At 35.2% G+C, this 19,862-nt stretch carries 15 protein-coding genes, 1 other RNA gene and 1 pseudogene; 16 read left to right on the top strand and 1 reads right to left on the bottom strand.

Features of this window, described 5'->3' with window-relative positions; all coding sequences use genetic code 11:
* Positions 1-100 precede the first annotated feature (100 nt).
* The 10 genes and pseudogenes from ssrA to ung all read left to right on the top strand — a co-directional run bounded on the left by ssrA (position 101) and on the right by ung (position 8,552).
* Positions 101-439, top strand: a transfer-messenger RNA (tmRNA) gene (gene ssrA, locus H8S00_RS05990).
* Positions 440-844: 405 nt separating this feature from the next.
* Positions 845-1,384 (top strand): DUF3267 domain-containing protein, encoded by a 540-nt coding sequence (locus H8S00_RS05985; protein WP_186840270.1) that lies wholly within the window; start codon positions 845-847, stop codon positions 1,382-1,384.
* Positions 1,385-1,552: 168 nt separating this feature from the next.
* Positions 1,553-2,884: an ATP-binding protein gene (locus H8S00_RS05980; protein WP_118588495.1), complete on the top strand. Its 1,332-nt coding sequence runs from the start codon at positions 1,553-1,555 to the stop codon at positions 2,882-2,884.
* Between the two features lie 104 nt (positions 2,885-2,988).
* Positions 2,989-3,159 (top strand): annotated as a pseudogene (locus H8S00_RS05975) (MBL fold metallo-hydrolase); the annotation flags it as partial.
* Positions 3,160-3,300: 141 nt separating this feature from the next.
* A complete protein-coding gene (locus H8S00_RS05970) occupies positions 3,301-3,978 on the top strand; it encodes a response regulator transcription factor (protein WP_021953206.1) in 678 nt (225 codons plus the stop codon).
* Complete coding sequence (locus H8S00_RS05965; RefSeq protein WP_186840269.1) at positions 3,978-5,471, top strand: sensor histidine kinase; 1,494 nt, start codon at positions 3,978-3,980, stop codon at positions 5,469-5,471. The genes H8S00_RS05970 and H8S00_RS05965 overlap by 1 nt, the downstream gene beginning before the upstream one ends.
* Positions 5,472-5,480: 9 nt before the next feature.
* Positions 5,481-6,086, top strand: coding sequence for an imidazole glycerol phosphate synthase subunit HisH (gene hisH, locus H8S00_RS05960; RefSeq protein ID WP_021953204.1), 606 nt, complete (start codon positions 5,481-5,483; stop codon positions 6,084-6,086).
* A gap of 18 nt (positions 6,087-6,104) precedes the next feature.
* A complete protein-coding gene (gene hisF / locus H8S00_RS05955; RefSeq protein WP_118588496.1) occupies positions 6,105-6,866 on the top strand; it encodes an imidazole glycerol phosphate synthase subunit HisF in 762 nt (253 codons plus the stop codon).
* Between the two features lie 28 nt (positions 6,867-6,894).
* Positions 6,895-7,770, top strand: a complete 876-nt coding sequence (locus H8S00_RS05950) for a diacylglycerol/lipid kinase family protein (protein WP_021953202.1) — start codon at positions 6,895-6,897, stop codon at positions 7,768-7,770.
* Between the two features lie 107 nt (positions 7,771-7,877).
* Positions 7,878-8,552, top strand: a complete 675-nt coding sequence (ung, locus tag H8S00_RS05945) for a uracil-DNA glycosylase (RefSeq protein ID WP_118588497.1) — start codon at positions 7,878-7,880, stop codon at positions 8,550-8,552.
* Between the two features lie 315 nt (positions 8,553-8,867).
* On the opposite strand, the gene H8S00_RS05940 is transcribed toward ung, so the two are convergent.
* Complete coding sequence (locus tag H8S00_RS05940) at positions 8,868-13,130, bottom strand: 2-hydroxyacyl-CoA dehydratase (RefSeq protein ID WP_186840268.1); 4,263 nt, start codon at positions 13,128-13,130, stop codon at positions 8,868-8,870.
* A 277-nt stretch (positions 13,131-13,407) separates the two neighbouring features.
* Here H8S00_RS05940 and H8S00_RS05935 point away from each other — a divergent pair, with 277 nt between their 5' ends.
* From H8S00_RS05935 to H8S00_RS05910, 6 genes are read left to right on the top strand one after another with little or no spacing between them, the layout of a single operon-like run.
* Positions 13,408-14,337: a DUF1751 domain-containing protein gene (locus H8S00_RS05935; protein WP_186840267.1), complete on the top strand. Its 930-nt coding sequence runs from the start codon at positions 13,408-13,410 to the stop codon at positions 14,335-14,337.
* A 14-nt stretch (positions 14,338-14,351) separates the two neighbouring features.
* Positions 14,352-15,845, top strand: coding sequence for a 4-alpha-glucanotransferase (gene malQ, locus H8S00_RS05930; protein ID WP_186840266.1), 1,494 nt, complete (start codon positions 14,352-14,354; stop codon positions 15,843-15,845).
* A 34-nt stretch (positions 15,846-15,879) separates the two neighbouring features.
* Positions 15,880-17,136, top strand: coding sequence for a diaminopimelate decarboxylase (locus tag H8S00_RS05925; RefSeq protein WP_021952840.1), 1,257 nt, complete (start codon positions 15,880-15,882; stop codon positions 17,134-17,136).
* 22 nt (positions 17,137-17,158) lie between these two features.
* On the top strand, positions 17,159-18,547 hold the full coding sequence (locus tag H8S00_RS05920) for a hypothetical protein (RefSeq protein WP_186840265.1): 1,389 nt from the start codon (positions 17,159-17,161) through the stop codon (positions 18,545-18,547).
* Positions 18,548-18,573: 26 nt separating this feature from the next.
* On the top strand, positions 18,574-18,903 hold the full coding sequence (locus H8S00_RS05915) for a hypothetical protein (protein ID WP_118588502.1): 330 nt from the start codon (positions 18,574-18,576) through the stop codon (positions 18,901-18,903).
* A 21-nt stretch (positions 18,904-18,924) separates the two neighbouring features.
* The gene (locus H8S00_RS05910; protein ID WP_186840264.1) at positions 18,925-19,857 is read left to right on the top strand and encodes a hypothetical protein; all 933 of its coding nucleotides are present in this window, start codon (positions 18,925-18,927) and stop codon (positions 19,855-19,857) included.
* Positions 19,858-19,862: the final 5 nt, after the last annotated feature.

The following is a 19,862-nucleotide window of genomic DNA, read 5'->3' as shown; positions in this document are numbered from 1 at the left end:
GGATGAAACATTTCCACAAGTATTATATGTAGTAAGAGATGCAAATATGCCATTGACATTTTTAATATTTTGGTTTAGTATACTCATACAATTAAATTAAGGGCTAGTACTGGTTTCGACAGGGATTTGGAAGTTGGTGAAGCTATCCGCAGGTGATGCGTCAAATCACAAATTAAAATTAAACGCTGAAGATAATTTAGCATACGCTGCCTAGTTGCAGCTGTCTGATCTAAGAGGCCTACGGCTTAGATTCAGGCATCGACACTTGTAGGGAACCCTATATACAAAGCTTTGAGTATGTGGGAGTAACATGAAGCTACTGAAGACTGAAGGATGCTGTTTTTCGTCAGTCAGAGGGAATGTCAAATAATCAGCTATGATAGTAGAAGAACGATGGAAGGGTTTTTGGACATGGGTTCGACTCCCATCTAGTCCACTCTTATATCCCCTTATTTAAAGGGGATTTTTTAATTTTTGGTTGTATTTTGTGTTGCATATTTTCAAAAACGTTATTTGTATTAAGTAGGGGCAACACACCGAAGGTGAGAGGAATCCTTATGAAGCACGCAGGCACCTGGGAACAGAGTTTGCCTTTTAATGCGTCTGCCACGCTAAAACTGAGCAAGTCGAACTCTGTATATGATATTATCATACACAGAAATATGTTTTGTTTGGTGTATCAAAGAAAAATAACGGCATCGTATGTTGCGGAAGTGATATACAGTGCCGTTATTTTTATGGTATGATGAATATGAATTTATCAAAGGATGACGGAAAAGTGCCGACGGGGTAAATTTCTGATTTTAAGCTGATGGAGGTTTAGATAATGAAATCATTTAAGTTTATGGGAGAATATAAGGATGATAATAGCTTGCCTACGCGGGTTCAAGAAGGTGCAGTTCAATTTAAAGAACCTGATATAAATAAGTTTGCAATTATCGCCAATGGAATTGCATGTGGAATATTCATAGTTGGTTTAATTTTTATTTTTCTTTCAGGAGCAGAATATAATTTTTGGGGAATAATAGCATCGTTACTTGTGTTAGTGCCTCATGAGTTTTTACATGCCATATGGATGAAGGGGGATGTTTTGATGTATACAAATATAAAAAGGGGGATACTGTTTGTTATAAGCACAGAAGATTGCACTAAAGGTCAATTTATTTGGATGAGTTTATTTCCCACCCTTATATTTGGTTTCCTGCCATTGTTGATATTCATTATAAATCCGGAAATGTCATTTTTCGCATGGTTAGGCGTGCTTTCCATTTCAATGGGAGCAGGCGATTTTTGTAATATTTATTTTGCCATTACACAAATGCCAAAAAATGCATTAACATTTCTTAGTGGTTTTCATTCGTATTGGTATATACCGGAAGAATAGTATAAAATTATGTCGTTGCAAAGAAAATAACGAATTTTAGCACATAATTTTGAAGAAAGGAACAAAATCAAGATAAATAATCTTGAAGAAAAGCACAAAATAAGGAAAAACAATCTTGAAGAAATGCATATTTCATGATTTAATATAGTTAAGCTTAGGAGGTATGTGATGTATTTTGAAAGAAAAGTGTATAGAAAATTGTTGGACTGGAAAGATAAATATTCGGAAAAATATGCAGTTTTACTGGAAGGTGCAAGACGAGTTGGAAAGTCAACAATTGCAGAACATTTTGCGCAGAATGAATATAAGTCATATATTTTAATCGATTTTTCAAAAACAACAGATAACATAAGGGATTGTTTTAATGACATAGGAAATCTGAATATGTTTTTTCTAAGATTACAGGCGGAAACAGGAATAACTTTATATGAACATGAATCATTGATTATTTTGGACGAGGTTCAACTTTTTCCGAAAGCCAGACAGGCAATAAAGCATCTTGTATCTGATGGAAGATATAGTTATTTGGAAACAGGTTCTTTAATTTCAATAAAGAAAAATGTAAAAGATATTCTTGTTCCATCAGAGGAAATGAAAATACAGGTTTACCCAATGGATTATGAAGAATTTTGCATGGCAGCCGGAAATAATTATGAACTTTTACGGCAAATTTATCATATGAATTCAGCTATTGGACAGGCAACAAATCGCAAATTAATGAGGGACTTAAGAGTATATATGGCTGTAGGAGGTATGCCGCAGGCGGTGGAAGCATATATAGAAGGGAAAAACTTTTCAGAAATTGATATGGTGAAACGACAGATAATATCTCTTTATGAAGAGGATTTTAAAAAGATTGATTCATCCGGAAGAATATCAGCGTTATATCATTCGATTCCGGCTCAATTAGCAAAAGATTTGCGTAAATACAGAATCACAACTGCTATAGGAAAGAAAAATAATACCAGGGCAGATGAATTGATATATGAGCTGATTGACTCAAAAACTGTCTTGCCATGTTATAATTCGACGGATCCAAGAGTCAGCCTGGCAGACACAAAGGATTTTGATAGTTATAAACTGTATCTTTCAGATACGGGATTATTTGTGACGTTAATGTTTATTGACAGACCGGTAACGGAAAATGATGTATATGCAAAATTACTTTCAGATAAATTACCTGCAAATTTTGGATATCTTTATGAAAATCTTGTTGCTCAAATGATTACGGCATCAGGAAGAGAACTCTATTATCACACATGGGAAAAAGCCGGAAGCACACATTATTATGAAGTAGATTTTCTGATTTCGGAAGGTAGTAAAATAAATGCCTTTGAAGTAAAGTCTTCCGGTTCGGGAAAACATGAATCAATTAATGAGTTTAACAGGAAGTTTTCAAAAAATGTGCATAACATATATTTGTTGTCACAGAAAGATGTTGGAAAAGAGGAAAAATTATTGCTGAAACCGTTTTATCTTATGCCGTTTTTGACACAGTAAAGTAGAATTGGAGTAGAAAACAAAATGAACAAAGTCCTTTTTTAGGATGTTTACGACCAATTACCGTTGACCGATGGAGGGGCGCTACATTAAGGAAAAAATCTATGAATATTACAATGCTAGGTATCGGAAATGCACTTGTTACAGAGTGTTATAATACTTGTTTTATATTGCATAAAGATAATGAATATTTTTTGGTAGATGGTGGAGGTGGAAGCACAATACTTCATCAATTAAAATATGCAGGAATTGATTGGAAAAATGTTAGAAATATTTTAAACAAAAATCTTTAAATCATACCACAATGATAAGATACAGGAATTCATTTTTTTTACACATATTTGTTATTTAATATAAATATAAAATTGTAATATCACAGGATAACTGATAAAATGTAAAAGATATGGAGGTACGCTATGGAACAGTTGAAAATTCTTGTTGTAGATGATGAAGAAAGAATGAGAAAGCTTGTTAATGACTTTTTAACAAGAAAGCAGTATAAGGTAGTTGAGGCGGCAGACGGAGAAGAAGCCATTAATTTATTTATCAAAAACAATGATTTTGATTTGATTATTCTTGATGTAATGATGCCTAAAATGGATGGCTGGGAAGTATGCAGGGAGATTAGAAAATTGTCAAAGGTTCCTATTATTATGCTCACGGCAAAAAGTGAGGAAAGTGATGAACTTCTTGGATTCGAGTTGGGAGTTGATGAGTATATTTCAAAACCTTTCAGCCCGAGAATTTTGGTTGCAAGGGTTGATGCCATATTAAGAAGAACCAACAATATTGACCAGGGAGAGATTGAGCAGGCAGGGGATATTGAAATAAACAAAGCTGCCCATATAGTTAAGGTAAAGGGTGAAATTGTTGAATTAAGTTTCAAGGAATTTGAACTTTTAACTTATTTTGTGAAGAATAAAGGTCTTGCATTGTCAAGGGAAAATATCTTGAATAATGTATGGAATTATGATTATTTTGGGGATGCCAGAACTATAGATACCCATGTAAAAAAATTAAGGAGCAAATTAGGCGACTGTGGAAAATACATACATACTATTTGGGGTATGGGATATAAGTTTGAGGTTAATTAATGAAACATTCAATCAGATACAAAATCACGGCGCTGATTATTGTAATAATGACAATTTCCGTAGGAAGCATTGGAGTATTCAGCACCGTTTTCATGGAAAAATTTTATACAAATAAAAAACAGGCTGCCATAAAGGAAGTATATAAAACATTACAGGAAATTGTGGCTAAAGATCCGGACCTTGAGGATTCAAAAAACAGTAGCAAGCTTAACAGTATATGCGAAACAGACGGAGCAACTCTGATAATTGTGGATGTTTCAGGTCAGTCGGTATATTCCTATGGACCGGGAAAAAATCTGGCAGACAGATGGGCAAGCCTTGTTTATGGAAAAAATATTAATGGCAATAAAGGTACCGTTATAGAGTCTAAGAAGGATTATACACTTCAATATATGGTTGATGATGTAACATCAGACAAGCATTACGAGTTATATTCCGTTTTAGATAATGGAAACTTTGCAGTTATAAGGATGTCTGTTGAAAACTTTAAGGAAAGTGTTGCCATAACTAATCAGTTTTATTTAATTCTTGGGGTTGTTGTAATTTTAATTACAACCATTGTGATTTTATTCTTTATGAACCGGTACACAAAGGCACTTTTAAGCCTTGCGGATATTTCAAAAAGAATGTCAAAGCTGGATTTTAACGTTAAATATCAGGGACATTATAAAGATGAACTGGGTGTTTTGGGAGAAAGTATAAATGAAATGTCCGAAAAGCTTGAAGAGACAATTACTGAACTTAAATCAGCTAATATTGAATTGAAAAAGGACATTGCCAAAAAAGAGGAAGTGGATGAAATGAGAAAAGAGTTTATTTCAAATGTTTCCCACGAACTAAAAACTCCTATAGCACTGATTCAGGGATATGCGGAAGGTCTTCAGGAAGGCATAAGTGACAATCCGGAGGATGTTCAGTATTATTGTGATGTAATTGTAGATGAAGCAGCTAAAATGAACAAAATGGTTAAAAACCTGCTTACTCTTAATCAGTTGGAATTTGGTGGAACTCAGGTTAATCTGGAGAGATTTGATATTGTGTCAGTTATTGAAGGTGTTATTAATTCAATAGGAATTAAGGCACAGCAAAAGGGCGTAAATATTACTTTCAGACATAGGGAACCTGTAAGCGTGTGGGCTGATGAGTTCCAAATTGAGGAGGTTATAACCAATTATTTAAGTAATGCCATAAATCATGTTGATGCTAAGAAAATAATTAATGTGGAAATTACCGAAAAAAATGGTATAGTAAGAGTATCGGTGTTTAATTCAGGAAAACAGATACCGGAAAGTGAACTTGAAAATATCTGGATTAAATTTTACAAGGTGGATAAAGCAAGAACGAGGGCTTACGGTGGAAACGGAATTGGTTTGTCCATTGTTAAGGCAATTATGGACAGGCATGGCATGGGATGCGGTGTAAACAATTACGCAGACGGTGTGGAATTTTGGTTTGAATTAGACAGCAGGATTAATCCAAAGGAAGGAAAATAGGTTAGACATATGATAGCGATACTAGACTACGATGCTGGAAATATACGAAGTGTTGAAAAGGCATTTCAGTATTTAGGTGAAGAAACAGTTCTCTCAAGAGATCGCGATGAAATTTTATCCGCTGATAAAGTGGTTTTGCCGGGAGTAGGAGCTTTCGGTGATGCAATGAATAAACTTAAGGATTATAATCTGGTAAATACCATATATGATGTGGTAGATAAAAAAATACCATTTTTAGGGATTTGTTTAGGGCTACAGTTATTATTTGAAAGTAGTGATGAAACACCGGGAGTCAGTGGCTTGGGAATTTTACCGGGAAATATTTTAAGAATACCGGATAAGCCGGGATATAAGATTCCACATATTGGCTGGAATTCACTGGAGCTTACAAATAATGGAAGATTATTTGACGGTGTTGCAGAAAATGCATATGTTTATTTTGTTCATTCTTATTATCTAAAGGCAAGGGATGAGGAAATGGTTAAGGCAAGTACGGAATATGTTACCCATATTCATGCATCAGTTGAAAAGGACAATGTTTTCGCCTGCCAGTTTCATCCTGAAAAAAGCGGAGACGTAGGTCTTAAGATTTTATCAAATTTTGCAAAACTTTAGTACGGATTGGAGAATGATATGCATACAAAAAGAATTATTCCATGTCTGGATGTAAATAACAACAGGGTGGTTAAGGGAACAAATTTTGTTAATTTAAGAGATGCCGGAGACCCCGTGGAGGTGGCAAAGGCGTACAATAAGGCAGGAGCTGACGAACTGGTTTTTTTAGATATTACAGCTTCAAGTGACCATAGAAAAACAGTTGTGGACATGGTTAGAAAGGTTGCTGAGCAGGTTTTTATTCCTTTTACAGTTGGTGGAGGAATAAGAACAGTTGATGATTTTAAGGCTTTATTAAGGGAAGGCGCAGACAAAATCTCTATTAACTCATCAGCCATTATGAATCCTAATCTTATAAGCGAGGCGGCAGATAAGTTTGGCAGTCAGTGTGTGGTGGTGGCAATTGATGCCAAAAGAAGAGAAGACGGCTCAGGTTGGAATATATACAAAAACGGTGGTCGTGTTGATATGGGAATGGACGCCGTGGAATGGGCGATGAAAGCAGACCGTTTAGGTGCAGGGGAAATTCTCCTAACAAGTATGGACTGTGATGGAGTAAAAAAAGGTTATGATATTGAACTGACAAAAATTATTGCAGATAATGTTTCTATTCCGGTTATTGCATCAGGTGGTGCCGGAAGTAAGGAGCACTTTTATGATGCTCTTACTACAGGTCATGCAGATGCAGCATTGGCAGCATCGCTGTTTCATTATAAGGAATTGGAAATAATGGATTTGAAGCATTATCTTGATGAAAAAGGAGTGTCTGTGAGAATCTGATAATTTTAGGTTATACAGCAGAAAAATCATGAAGTATTATTTTATTATTAATCCTAAAAGTGGAAAAATAGATAAGAGCCGAATTGAAAAAAACATAAGGGAAGCCTGTATTGTAAGGGAAATTCCTTATGAAATTATATACACATCAAGGAAAGGCGAGGCAAAGAAAATGGCATCTCAGATTCCTGACGAAGAGTGTGTAATTTTTTCAGTTGGTGGTGACGGAAGTCTTAACGAGGTTTTAAACGGTATTGTAGGCTCAAAAAATAAAATTCTTGGGAATATACCTACAGGTAGTGGAAATGATTTTGATAAGACATTAAGAAATTTTGAGTCAGGAATTCATTACATTGATTTAGGCAAAATTAACAGCCATTATTTTATCAATTTAGCATGTGTGGGACTGGATGCAGATGTGGCAAATAATGTGTCAGTAATTCGGAATAAAAAGTGGGTTCCGGTAAGTCAGAGATATAATGTAAGTCTTGTATACACTTATTTTAAGTACAAATTTAAGAAACTTACGATATCAATGGGTGAAACAACGGTAAGTAATTATTGCACTATTTTTGCTGTGTGCAACGGACAATATTATGGCGGAGGTTTTAGAATTGCTCCTCATGCCATATTAGATGATGGAATGTTTGATATTTATGTTGTGGAAAAAATGTCTAAGATTAAAATATTGCCTGTGCTTTTAAAATTAATCCGGGGAAAACATGAAAATGACAAGGCTATTAAGAAATATAAAGATTCAAAGATTACGGTAGATTGTGAGGAACCTTACACATTTAATGTGGATGGGGAAATGCTTACTTCAAAACATTTTGAATTGGAAATAGATAAAAGGGCAGTACAGGTTTTTAATGACAGATTGTTTATTAACGAAATTTTGGAAAAATAGGTATTAAAAATTGTTTTGGTCAGATACAAAGATAAGCATTAAAATTCCGGAAATCTGACATGAAAATGGAAAAATTGTTTTGAAATTAGATATAAGGAGATAGAAATATGGGAATGATTACTAATGACTGGGTAGAACCCTTATCTACGGAATTTAGAAAGCCATATTATAAAGATTTATATAATTTCGTAAGGGACGAATATAGTAAGACAATAGTATACCCACCGGCGGATGATATTTTTAACGCATTTCATTTCACACCACTTAAGGATGTGAAAGTTTTACTGTTGGGGCAGGATCCGTATCATAATGTTAATCAGGCCCATGGTTTGTCTTTTTCAGTATTGCCGGGAAATGACATTCCTCCATCACTTGTAAATATTTATAAGGAATTGCATGATGACTTGGGATGTTATATCCCTAATAACGGATATTTAAAAAAATGGGCTGACCAGGGTGTTTTGCTGTTAAACACTGTTTTAACTGTCAGGGCACATCAGGCAAATTCCCATCAGGGACATGGCTGGGAAATGTTTACAGATGCAGTTATACAGGCTGTAAATGCACAGGACAGACCTATTGTATATTTTCTGTGGGGAACACCTGCAAGACGTAAGAAGGCAATGCTTACCAATCCTAAGCATTTAATTTTAGAAGCACCACATCCAAGTCCGTTGTCTGCATATCGTGGATTCTTTGGATGCAAACACTTTAGCAAGGCAAATGAATTTTTGGTAGCCAATGGGGTGGAGCCGATAGACTGGCAGATTGAGAATATATAGGGAATGATATATTAATTATGAAAATAATGAGTTTGAGTATTGGAAATACAAAATTGTAGAGAAGTTAGTTATAAATAAATATAATTATAAGTAAAAAGCAGATTGTTCTATGTGTAATAGAAAAATCTGCTTTTTTATGCGATTTGCTTTGTTACAAGCCGAAAAAGAGACAATTTGCGCTAGAATGTTGCAGAGAAATCACTAATTCCACAGCCAAAAAATTTAAAAAACATCAAAATCCACAGCTATAAGATTAAAAACATCAAACATATATTCACAAAATCGTGCTCACCCAAAAAACATTCCTACCGGAACTTACTTAACTTTGCCTTTTTCCATTTCTTCCTGGTTTTTTAAGCGCTTGTTAGCTGTAGCAAGCATTAACTTGATTCGGTTAAGCTGGTTTACTTCGCTGGCACCAGGGTCATAATCCACAGCTACAATATTAGCATCAGGATTCATGGCTCGAAGCTTTTTAATAACACCTTTACCTACAATATGGTTTGGCAGGCAGGCAAATGGCTGGGTACAAATAATATTAGGTACACCATCATGAATAAGGTGAAGCATTTCACCTGTCAGGAACCAACCTTCACCGGTTTGGTTACCAATGGAAACAACCTTTTCTGCCATTTCACTCATTTCCCAAATATCAGAAGTAGGAGTGAAATGCTTACTCTTAATAAGCGCCTTCTTGGCAGAGCCTCTCATCCATTCAAGAGCTTTAATACCTAAATTATTAATGTAAACAGATTTTTTGCTAAAGCCTAACTTTTCATACTTAAATGTAGCATTTCTAAATCCGTAAAGGAAGAAATCCACAAGGTCAGGCATAACAGCCTCAGCACCTTCAGCTTCAAGTAAGTTAACCAAATCATTGTTGGCAGTAGGAGAGAACTTAACTAAAATTTCACCTACAATACCAACTCTTGGCTTTTTGATATCCATGACAGGTATGGCATCAAATTCCTCAACAATTTTCTTCATATTCTTGCGGAAACGAAGAATGCCAAAATGTTTATCGGATAATTCTTTACATAATTTATATTCCCATTTTTTATGAAGGGCGTCAGTTTCACCTGCGTTTACTTCATATGGACGGGTGCGATATACAACTCTCATAAACAAATCACCATACATGGCAGCTTCAACTGCTTTTACGGCAAAGAGAGGAGTAATCTTAAAGCCACTGTTAGTTTCAATTCCCGTAAAGCTTAAGGACAAAACAGGAATATGCCCCATGCCGGCTTTTTCCAATGCACGCCTAATGAAACCAATATAGTTTGTAGCACGACAGCCACCACCGGTCTGGGTGATAATAACCGCTGTCTTATTCAAATCATATTTACCTGAAAGCAACGCTTCCATAATCTGTCCAACAACAATAAGTGAAGGATAGCAGGCATCATTATTAACATATTTAAGTCCTACATCAATACAGGACTTGTTACTTGGCATTACTTCAAAATTGTATCCACATGAATTAAGGGCGGATTCAAGCATTTTGAAGTGAATAGGACTCATCTGAGGACAAAGAATAGTATATTTGTCATCATACATCTGCTTTGTAAATTCAACCTTGTTAATTGATGAAGGCTGAATTGTTCTCTCAAAATGATTTTCATTGCGAACTCTTATAGCAGCAAGAAGAGAACGGATTCTGATTCTTGCAGCACCTAGATTGTTTACTTCGTCAATTTTTAAAACAGTATATATTTTTCCTGACTTAGTCAATATGTCACTGACACAGTCAGTAGTTACAGCATCAAGACCACATCCGAAACTGTTAAGCTGAACTAAATCCAAATCATCACGGGTCTTAACATAGTTGGCAGCTTTGTAAAGTCTTGAATGATACATCCACTGGTCAGATACGATTAAAGGTCTTTCCACATCAGCTAAATGTGAAATGGAATCCTCAGTTAAAACTGCAAGGCCATAGGAATTAATCATTTCAGGAATACCATGGTTGATTTCCGGGTCGATGTGATATGGACGACCGGCAAGAACAATGCCACGTTTGCCTGTTTCTTCCATATACTTTAATGTTTCTTCACCCTTTTTAGCCATATCAGATCTAGAAGCAAGTAATTCTTCCCATGCCAGATGAGCAGCATTCTTAATATCTGCCTCACTAATGCCAAATGCCTTGGTAAATTCCTCAACTAATCGTGAAGTGATGGTATCCTCATTAGTCAGTGCCATAAAAGGATTCATAAAATTAATGTCAGGGTCATTTAATTCCTCAACATTATTTTTTATATTTTCTGCATAGGATGTAACAATTGGACAATTGTAATGATTGTTGGCATCAGGAGTTTCATTTCTCTCGTACGGAATACAAGGATAGAAAATAAATTTAGCTCCGTTTTGAAGCAACCATGCAATATGACCATGAGCAAGTTTCGCCGGATAACACTCTGATTCACTAGGAATGGATTCAATTCCCATTTCATAAATCTTATGGGATGAAACAGGTGAAAGCATAACACTAAATCCTAAATTTTTGAAGAATGTTGCCCAAAATGGAAAATTCTCATACATATTTAAAACACGTGGAATACCAACTACACCCCGTGGAGCCTTGTCAGCATCAAGAGGTTCGTAATCAAATATTCTGTGCATCTTATATTCAAAAAGGTTAGGAATGTTTTCCTTGTTTTTCTGACCGCCGATACCCTTTTCACATCTGTTACCACTTATGAAACGACGACCGTCGGAAAACTTATTAATTGTTAAAAGACATGAATTGGTACAACCTTTACATCTCGTCATGGAAGTTTCATAAGAAAAAGCTTCAAGCTGTGACAAATTGAGCATGGTTGTTTCTTCACCTTTGTAACGTTCTCTTGCAATAAGGGCAGCACCGAAAGCACCCATAATACCTGCAATATCAGGTCTGATAGCCTTACAGTCAGCAACCTTCTCAAAAGCTCTAAGGACGGCATTATTGTAGAAAGTACCACCCTGAACTACGATTTTACGTCCCAGGTCTTTAGCATCAGTAATTTTAATAACCTTATACAAGGCATTTTTTATTACGGAATAAGCAAGCCCTGCTGAAATATCGGCAACACTGGCACCTTCCTTTTGGGCCTGCTTAACATTTGAATTCATAAATACGGTACATCTCGTTCCCAAATCAGTAGGATTAGAAGCAAACAAGGCTTCCTTTGCAAAATCCTGTACACTGTAATTTAATGACTTGGCAAAGGTTTCAATGAAAGAACCGCAGCCTGATGAGCAGGCTTCATTTAACTGAACGCTGTCAACAGAATTATTCTTTATTTTGATACATTTCATATCCTGACCGCCAATATCTAAAATGCAGTCAACCTGTGGCTCAAAAAATGCCGCAGCATAATAATGGGCAACAGTTTCAACCTCACCTTCATCTAAAAGCAGTGCAGCCTTAATTAAAGCCTCACCATAACCTGTAGAACATGAGCGGACAATCTTAGCATCGGCAGGAAGACTTTTATAAATATCTTTTACTGCCTCAATAATGGTTGCCAAAGGATTTCCATTGTTGCCACTGTAATATGAGTACAGTAAAGTACCATCTTCACCGACTAAGGCAGCTTTGGTTGTAGTAGAACCTGAATCGATTCCTAAGTAACAATTGCCTGTATATGTAGCAAGGTTACCTTTCTTTACAGTAGCTTTATTATGTCTTTCTATAAATTTATTGTATTCATTTTCGTTGTTAAAAAGAGGGTCTAAACGCTTGATCTCCATAGACATCCGGACACCCTTTGAAAGCTGCTCATACAAATCAGAAATATTAATTCTTACATTTGGATTGTGATTAAGGGCAGCACCTGTAGCAGCAAAAAGATGCGAATGCTGTGGTGCCACAATATGTTCATCATCAAGTTTCAGAGTTCTGATAAATGCATTTCTAAGCTCCGGCAGGAAATGTAATGGACCACCTAAAAATGCAACGGTTCCTCTAATTGGTTTTCCGCATGCAAGACCGGAAATAGTCTGATTAACAACGGCCTGAAAAATAGAAGCTGCCAGGTCTTCCTTTGTGGCACCTTCGTTAATAAGAGGCTGAATATCTGTTTTGGCAAAAACACCACATCTTGCAGCAATAGGATATATAGCCTGATAATTTTTTGCGTATTCATTTAAACCTGAGGCATCAGTTTGTAAAAGAGAAGCCATCTGGTCAATAAAAGAACCTGTACCACCGGCACAGATACCATTCATTCGCTGCTCAATACCATTAGTGAAATATATAATTTTGGCATCCTCGCCACCTAACTCAATGGCAACATCAGTTTGAGGTGCATAATCCTCAAGGGCAGAAGCAACTGCCACAACCTCCTGAACAAATGGAACCTTAAGATGGTTAGACAAAGCAAGACCACCGGAGCCTGTAATCATAGGGGCAAGTTCCACATTTCCTAATTGTGACTGTGCTTTCTTTAACAGTGAAGCAAGGGTTTCCTGAATATTAGCATAATGTCTTTCATAATCTGAAAACACCATATTTTTATTCTGGTCTAATATGGCAATTTTAACTGTAGTAGAGCCAATATCAATACCCAGAGTGTAATAATTATTATCCATTTAATCCTCCAATTAATTCATATAAAAATGCCTAAATAAGACATAAATAGTCTAAAATATTGAAAATAATTCTCAAAACGACTTCCTATTATAATATAAATACATGAAAAAAACAACTAAACTATATTATGTGGGTGAGTATAAATAATGAATTTTTGGTGAAATGTATAAAATATATTAATACAAAGTATAAAGTAGTTTGACAAACACAGGTGTAGAATTTATACTGTAATTTGGATTATAGAAAAGATTAACATATTAGACAGGAGCATTTTATATGGCATCAAATTTTGAGAGAAAATATGGAAAATATGCAATAAAAAATTTGTCAGTATATTTGATTGTGGCCTATATCATCGGGTATATGTTACAGATAATAAGCCCGGAAATATCGGCATTTCTGGCATTTAATCCCTACTGGATATTCAGGGGACAGGTGTGGAGAATATTCACATGGATTTTAATGCCACCGGAACAGCTTTCCATATTTACAATTATCATGCTTTTACTGTATTACCAGTTAGGTCAGGGGTTAGAAAGAGCATGGGGAACTTACAGATACAATGTATTTATTTTTTCGGGATTTATATTTACCATATTAGGTGCTTTGGTATTATATGGAATTTTAATGGGAGTGGTATATTTTGGCATACTTCCAACATCTGCGTTTAGTGAAATGACAGCTTATGGAATATCAGATTATACCTACTATTTTGGAGCAGTGTTTGGAAGCTGCGTAAGCACTTATTATGTTAATATGTCAATTTTTCTGGCATTTGCGGCAACATATCCGGAGGAGCAGTTGCTATTGTATTTTATTATCCCAATAAAGATTAAATGGATGGGGTATTTATATGGAGCCTTTCTTTTAGTTGATATTTTTGATGCATTTAAGAATAATACAACAGTTGTGGCAATAGTTATTACGGTACTAATTGTTGTATCACTTCTTAACTTCTTGATTTACTGGTTAAGAACACGAAATAAAAGCAGGTTTAATCCTAAACAGGTAAAAAGAAGACATGAATACAGGCAGTCGGTACGTCAGGCAAGACCTGTAAAGCATGAAAATGGAGCACTTCATAAGTGCTATATATGTGGAAGAACAGAGTTAGATGACCCTAATCTTACTTTTAGATATTGTTCAAAGTGCAGTGGAAATAAGGAATATTGTCAGGATCATCTTTTTACTCACGAACATAAATAAAGGGAAGGAATAAAATGCAGGAAAATTTTAGTAGAAGCGCCGGAATTTTAATGCCGGTTAGCAGTTTACCGTCACCGTACGGTATAGGAACCTTTGGAAAAAGTGCATACGAATTTGTGGATAATCTTGTAATGGCAAGACAGAAATACTGGCAGGTATTGCCTCTTGGTCCTACAAGCTATGGGGACAGTCCTTATGCATCGTTTTCGGCATTTGCCGGAAATCCTTATTTTATCGATCTTGATATGCTTATTGAAGAGGAACTTTTAACAAGAGAATACGTTGAAAGTTTCAGATGGAATATGGAAGAACAGTATGTAGATTATGGAATGATGTATAATTCAAGATTTACTGTTTTAAAAGAGGCATATCATAACAGCAAGCATTTGGGAACAGAGGAATATCAGGACTTCTTAGAAGAAAATGAGTTCTGGCTTGATGGATATTGTCTATATTGTGCATGTAAAAAGAAATTCAATTACATGGCATGGCAAAGCTGGGATGATGATATTAAATTCAGAAAAGAAAAGGCTTTACAGCTATATAAAGAGGAATTAGCTGAAGAAATAGATTACTACAGATTTATTCAGTTTATGTTTTATAAGCAGTGGAATAAGTTAAAAGAATATGCCAACGAAAAGGGAATTGAAATTATTGGAGATATCCCTATTTATGTGGCAATGGATTCTGCTGATGTGTGGCAGAATCCGGAAGTATTCCAGTTAGACGAAGATTTAGAACCAAAGAAAGTGGCAGGGGTTCCACCTGATGCTTTTTCTGAGACAGGTCAAAGATGGGGAAATCCTCTTTATGACTGGGATAAAATCAAAAAAGATGACTTTAGCTGGTGGCGAAAGAGAATGGAACATTCAGCAAATCTTTATGATGTTATCCGTATTGACCATTTTATAGGAACGGTTAAGTATTATGCCATTCCTGCTGAGGATAATGACGCAAGAAACGGTAAGTGGTGTAAGGGACCGGGAATGGATTTAATTAAGGCAATCGATGAATCCATTAACGGTAAAAGCATAATTGCAGAAGACTTAGGCGTTAAAATGCCTGAGGTTGTGGAAGTGCTGGAAAAGTCAGGGTATCCGGGAATGAAGGTACTGGAATTTGCCTTTGACGGAGATAGAAAAAATGACCATCTTCCTTATAACTGGATTCCAAATGTTGTGGCATATGGAGGAACCCATGACAATGATACTTTGGTTGGGTATTTTTCAGGAATGCAGCACTGGGAATTAGGCTACATAAGGGAATATATGGAATGCAGAAACGGAAGTATAGAAGATTTAGTTGACAAAGTTTTTAAAACAGCATATGAAAGTGTCGCAAATCTTGTTATATTCCAGATGCAGGACGTACTTAAGGTAGGTCATATTGGCAGAATGAATCTGCCGTCATCTATGGGGACAAATTGGAGATGGAGAATGTTAAATGGACAATTTAGCCATGATAAAATCGAAAGATTAAGATACTTATGCGATATTTATGGCAGATAAATAAACACAAAAAAAGATACCAGGAGGACTGAAAATGACTAAAAAACCATTTATTACACTTGAACAGGTACAGGAAATTGTAAAAAAATATCCTACACCATTTCATATTTATGACGAAAAAGGATTTGTCGACAATGCAAAGAAAGTATATGAGGCTTTTTCATGGAATAAGGGCTTTAGAGAGTATTTTGCAGTAAAGGCAACCCCTAATCCTTTTATCATAAAGAAGTTAGCAGAAGTTGGCTGTGGAGTTGACTGCTCATCATATACAGAATTAATGATAGCAGACAAGTTAGGACTTAGAAATGACGAAATCATGTTTTCATCTAATGAAACACCGGAAGGGGAATTTGCTTACTGCAACAGCCTTGGGGGAATTATTAATTTAGATGATATAACAATGATAGATTTTATGGAAAAGGAATGTGGTATTCCGGAAACTGTAAGCTGCAGATTCAATCCGGGTGGAGTTTTTGAAGTATGCAACGGCATTATGGATAATCCGGGAGAGTCAAAATATGGAATGACCTTAGACCAGATTACAGAGGCATTTAAGATTTTAAAGGCAAAGGGTGTAAAGAATTTTGGTATTCATGCATTTTTAGCCAGTAATACAGTAACAAATGAATATTATCCAATGCTTGCCAAAACAATATTTGAGTTGGCAGTTACTCTTAAAAAAGAAACAGGAGCAAATATTAAGTTTATTAACCTTTCAGGTGGCGTTGGTATACCATATAAGCCGGATCAGAAGCCAAATGATATTATGGCTATTGGAGAAGGTGTCAGAAAAGTATATGAAGAAATCCTTACACCGGAAGGTATGGATGATGTGGCAATATACACTGAAATGGGACGTTTTATGATGGGACCATATGGTGCTTTGGTAACAAAGGCAATTCACGAAAAGCATATCTACAAGGAATATATTGGGGTAGATGCATGTGCTGCAAACCTTATGAGACCGGCAATGTATGGGGCATATCACCATGTAACGGTTTTAGGAAAAGAAGATGCACCATGCGACCATGTATATGATGTTGTAGGTTCGCTTTGTGAAAATAACGATAAATTTGCAGTGGACAGAAAACTTCCAAAAATTGATATGGGAGATTATATATACATCCACGACACAGGGGCTCACGGATTTGCTATGGGGTATAATTACAACGGCAGATTACGTTCAGCTGAATTGCTGTTAAAGGAAGACGGCAGTGTTGAAATGATCAGAAGAGCAGAAACACCTAAAGATTACTTTGCAACCTTTGATTTCTGCGATATTATGAAATAAAAATAGTAAAGAGCAGGCTTTTATGAAGAAGATAGTTGGAGATTTATTAAAAAACAGAAACGTAGAAAGCGGTCTTAAGGAATATTATGGTAAATTTATGGAAATAAATAATAAATATGCCTTTATAAGACTTGCCATGAATTATTATACTTATTACGTTGTGAAACAGGAAAGCGACGGAATAATGGATGCAGATTATGATTCTTATTTAAAAAAAGTAAACTGTATCATAGAAAAATGCACCAAAGATAACAACGAAAACGTGACGGAAGACATTGATACGTTAAATGAAATCAGAGATGAAATCATTGGAAAAGTAAAAGATGTTACCTGTTATGTGGATATGTATAATATATACGAGCATGCTATTAACCGTGTTGAATACAGGTTTAGGGATGATGAGCTTCCTGATGGCTATTCTGATGAAAATTATACAAGAAAACTTATGCAGTATATACTTGAAGATGAAGATAACATGATGGTCAATAGCAAAATAAAAGATGTTGTAGGTCAGCTTCCTTTAAAACTAACTAAAAGTAAGTTTTATGATATGCTTTCAAACGGTTTGTCTATATACAATGGAAGTACAAAAGATAGCGTGGATGATTTTCTGTATATGATAAAAAGTTCCTCAATGCTTGAAAAAACAGCATCCATGGAGGAAAGCTATCCATATTTGGCAGAAGCCTTTAAACAGTTAAAGGACATACACTTTAAGGAAATTACAAATGAGCAGTACGAAGAGGCAAAGGATGTTCTTTCAGAAATTGCCGCATATATTGATGAACAGATGGACGGGGCAATGATGATACAGGAGATTCTTAACGATTTGCTTTTAGTGCTGTATACCAATGAGTTTTGCGTAAATGACAATATAGTAAAAGGCTGCGTGGAAATAATAAAGGATACCAACCTTTTATTTATGAACAAATTCAGTCCGAAAACATTAGAAGAAATAGAGGATATGTTTGTTATGTTAGAAGGGGAGCAGGAAAAGATTTATCCGTTGCTTGCTTCTTATGATATAACAGACCAGATAAAGGAGAGTTTTTCGGAAACCATTTCTCAGCTACAGCTTGACGAGGTTTATGAGGTTGTGTATAGACTTCCAAAATTAAATTCTGACAGTATGTTTGTGGAGATGGAGAAAGAACCGGATAATTCTGTTGCTGATGAAGATTACATTGAAACTAAGAAAAAGGAGTTATGTGATGAGTACGCTAAGTTATTTAAGGATAACGAAAAGGCAGTAAACAGAGCGGTTTTGTCCGCTGCAATATCTGAACTTCCAATATTCTTTAATAATATAAGTGAACTTCAGGATTTTATTTACAATACACTAGTAACATGTAACGATAAGGCTGAAAAGCTGGCGTGTATAGAAATTTTAAATGGTATAATGCAGGCTTAGCTTTAAGGTTGTAGCAGGAGTGGTATATGAGATGGTACGAAGATTTATATGTAGGATATAATCTTTTGGATAAAAAAAGACAGGTTATAAGAAAAATAAAAAATGGAAAACCTCAATTAAATAAGTACGTTATCACTTTGCCACAAAATGACTACGATACATTGGAAATATACCCGTCAAATATTTTAAATCAGAAGTGGTATCGGGATTCAGACATGGTAGTTGTGGGAATAACTGAAGGCATGGAAGAGGCAATGGATATGATACAGCTGATTATAATGGATTGCCTTAATGATACGGGAGAAGTTAAAGTTAAGAAATATATAATGAGCAAAATGGAAGCAGGGGAAGCATAGCCTATGGTACATATTTTGTTTTTGATTTTAAAAATAATAGGTATAGTATTGTTGGTTCTACTTACTCTTGCCTTTCTTATATTGCTATTTCCCATTAGTTACAGGGCAAAGGCTGATTTAAATGAAAAGTCATATAATGCTACAGTTAAGGCGTTCTGGCTGTTTGGTATAGTACATTTTGGATTTGTAATAAATAATACCGGGAAAAAATATTGTTTAAGAATTTTAGGAATTCCTGTAAAAAGGTATTCTGAAAAAGAAAAGCATTCAAAAAAATCAGAAGATGATTTTAAGTATAATGTAAAGAAGGAAACTGCTGAGAACACCGTAAGTAAGGATGAATTGCAAACTCCGGTAAAAACGGAAGGCAGGCAGGGGAATGCAGATAATAAAGACAAGCCCGATATTATTAATATAAATATACAGGAAGAAGATGTATCTGAAAAACAGAAAGATGCAACTTTAAAAAAGCCTAAGGACAAAACTAAGAAAAAAATTAAAATATCTGAAATAATTACGAAAATTAAAGATAAAATAAAGGATATATACAATAGAATAAAAGAAGGTTTTCAAAATTTAGATAATTTAAAGAAAAAGGTGGCAAGATACAAGAAAATTCTTACTGCAAACAGAACAAAAGAGGCATACAGATTTGCAAAAAAATATGTTTTAAAGATATTAAAACATATACGACCTAAAAAAGTCAGAGGCAATTTAAAAATCGGATTTGAGTATCCCGATGAAACAGGAAAAGCCATTGGATACATTGCCGTGATATTTGGTATGTTTAACATTAATCCAAAGCATTTTAGAATAAACGCTGATTTTGAAAATAAGGTAATGGAAGGCAACATCAAGGCGAAAGGTACAGTTACGGTGGGCATTGCCGGATATTATATCTTAAGATTATATTGGAACAAGAAACTTAGAAGTGTAATAAGAAAATTAAGCTAAAGGAG

Source organism: Eubacterium segne (genome assembly GCF_014287775.1).
Classification (GTDB): domain Bacteria; phylum Bacillota; class Clostridia; order Lachnospirales; family Lachnospiraceae; genus Eubacterium_G; species Eubacterium_G segne.
This window is presented reverse-complemented; position numbering and strand designations above follow the sequence as displayed.